The sequence below is a fragment of the Thermogemmatispora sp. genome, from assembly GCF_019683755.1.
Lineage (GTDB): Bacteria > Chloroflexota > Ktedonobacteria > Ktedonobacterales > Ktedonobacteraceae > Thermogemmatispora.
Map to the genome: position 1 here is coordinate 1 of NZ_JADGHT010000511.1, position 2,369 is coordinate 2,369.

Sequence of the window (2,369 nt, forward strand, 5' to 3'; positions counted from 1 at the left end):
AGCTAAAGGTATCGTTCCCTGCGGGTACTGGTGTATGCGTTGTAAACAGAGAGCTAGCGGCCACCACCTCGCGCGCCTCGCGGAAGGTCAGCCCGCAGGCCACCAACTCACGGCAGCGCTCCAGATTGAGAAAGGCGGCATGTCCCTCATTGATATGCCAGACCGCGGGAGCAATGCCCAGAGCGCGTAAGGCTCGCACTCCACCGATGCCGAGCACGATTTCCTGAGAAATGCGCATCTCACGATCGCCGCCGTAGAGGCGAGCCGCCAGCTCACGATCAGCGGGAGCATTTGGCTCGACATCGGTATCCAGCAAGTAGAGAGGAATACGGCCCACCTGGACGCGCCACACCTTGGCGTGGATGCGGCGTCCCGGCAAATCAACGCTGATGAGGACCTCATTGCCAGCAGGGCCACAAGCTGGCGTAGCTGGTACCTGAGAGAAGATCAGCTTATCGTAAAAGGCTTCCTGAATGCCCTCACGGGTAATGCTCTGCCGAAAATAGCCCTGGGGATAAAGGAAGCCCACTCCCACCAGAGGTAGACCCAGATCGCTGGCCTCCTTACAGTGATCTCCTGCCAGGATGCCCAGGCCGCCGGAGTAGATAGGCAGCGCCTCATGCAGGCCAAACTCAGCCGAGAAATAAGCAATCACACATTGGGCCAACTCGGGATAGGTTCGGGCGAACCAAGTGCTGCCCGGGGCCGGGTGCATATAGCGATCGAATTCCTCCAGTATCCGATCGTAGGCCTGCAGATACTGCGGATTATGTGCGGCCTTCTCCAAATACTGTGGTCGCACCTCACTCAGGAAGTGGACAGGATTATGACCGACTGTCTCCCACAGCTCAGGGTCCAGTGTACTATACAGGGTGCAGGCTTCGGGATGCCAGCTCCACCATAGGTTATAGGCAAGCTCGTAGAGGCGGCTGATACGGGCGGGCATGATAGGGAAAACAGTCATGCGTCCGAATACTTTCACGGAAATCAAGCTCCCTTTCTTCGCTTACTGGACTGGCTTCTGGGCGGCGCTTACCACACAGACACGCAAGCGAGAGGTCAGAGGCAGCACTAGCTGGCCTCTCGCAGTGGGTCAAGCAAAGTCTCTTTCAGAGTACCACAGTCGGCAAGAGGTGACCCTAGCCCCTTCCTTCCCGGTGCTTGCCCTCCCAATCCGAGGCCGGCCCGTTGGGTAGGGCCCGGGTGATAGGGCAGATCCGCCGGCCGCAGGCAGGCTCAACCCTTTTTACTCCTCGGCTTCTCATTCTCAATTATGGCATATCGCCTGAATGAGATGCCGCCTTTTCGCCAGGAGAGTGCTTGTCTTGACCAGGCCTCTTCGATTATACTTGGCAATGCTGGGTGACCGCATGATTGAGCAAGGCCACAGTGAACCTGGAGACCCCAGGCCTACAGGCTCAACTCGCTGACCTGTCTGCCTGTGTGTGAGGACAGATTGTCGTCGGACAGCTCGCCAAGGCCTTGCAGGCGGGCCAGGCGCAGGCAGAAGAAGGGGAGAGGCGTCGGCATGAAGCGACGGCAGCGTATCCAATCTCGGACCTGGAAAATCAGCGGCTTCCTTGGGGCGCTCCTGCTGGCTGTGGGACTGATCTGGCTGCTAGCCCTACTCAAACAGCCCCACGAAGGACTTAAGCTTGTTATTCCTCACTTGCCAGTGACAAAGCAAACCTCAACTGTCCAGCTTCCCGCCCTATACACCGCCGGTATCATTCTCGGCACTCCCGCGGAACCAGCCACTATTACCCAAGAGCAGGCACTGCTGCTGGCAAGCCACTGGCAGCCAGAGGTTGCCAGCAAAGCCAAGAAGGTGCTGGCGCGCTACGTCCTGCTTACCTACATTCCCCGCAATGCCAACCGCCCCCAGATGGAGAACATTCCTGCCTGGATGATCATCTACGAGCAAGTACCGTTGCAACCTGCCGATGCCTCTGTTGATCCTACACCATTCCCACGCTCAAGCTACGACTTCTACCTTTTTCTTGATGCCAAGAGTGGGAAAGTGCTTCTGAGCCTATGGACTTAGCTCAGAGCTGCCTCCACCCAACCTGGACTGAGCAAGCCCCCGCGTGGGCCGCGCCGCGCTCAAGAGCAGGCCCTCTCCGCTGGCCTTGACCTTAAGTATCCTGAATCTTAATCCAACCGTGACGCAGAGCATGGACCACTGCGGCGGTGCGGTCATTCACCGCGAGCTTTTTGAGAATTGAAGTAATATGATTTTTCACGGTCTGGTCGCTGATCTTCAAAGATTTGGCGATCTCCTTATTGCTATTCCCTCGGGCGATGTAGTCCAGGATCTCAATTTCACGGCTGGAGAGCGGCGAGTAGCTATCTTTGTTGCTGCCCTCATC

At 57.4% G+C, this 2,369-nt stretch carries 3 protein-coding genes; 1 reads left to right on the top strand and 2 read right to left on the bottom strand.

Translation table 11 applies throughout. The features are described 5' to 3' along the window. A partial coding sequence (gene glgP / locus IRZ24_RS19430; RefSeq protein ID WP_366914344.1) for an alpha-glucan family phosphorylase occupies window positions 1–964 on the bottom strand: 964 nt, incomplete at its 3' end. A 564-nt stretch (window positions 965–1,528) separates the two neighbouring features. Here glgP and IRZ24_RS19435 point away from each other — a divergent pair. Next, window positions 1,529–2,044 (top strand): hypothetical protein, encoded by a 516-nt coding sequence (locus IRZ24_RS19435; protein WP_297168168.1) that lies wholly within the window; start codon window positions 1,529–1,531, stop codon window positions 2,042–2,044. Window positions 2,045–2,135: 91 nt separating this feature from the next. Here the strand turns inward: IRZ24_RS19435 and IRZ24_RS19440 are convergent. Continuing rightward, on the bottom strand, window positions 2,136–2,369 hold a 234-nt coding region (locus tag IRZ24_RS19440), incomplete at its 5' end, for a response regulator transcription factor (RefSeq protein WP_297168171.1).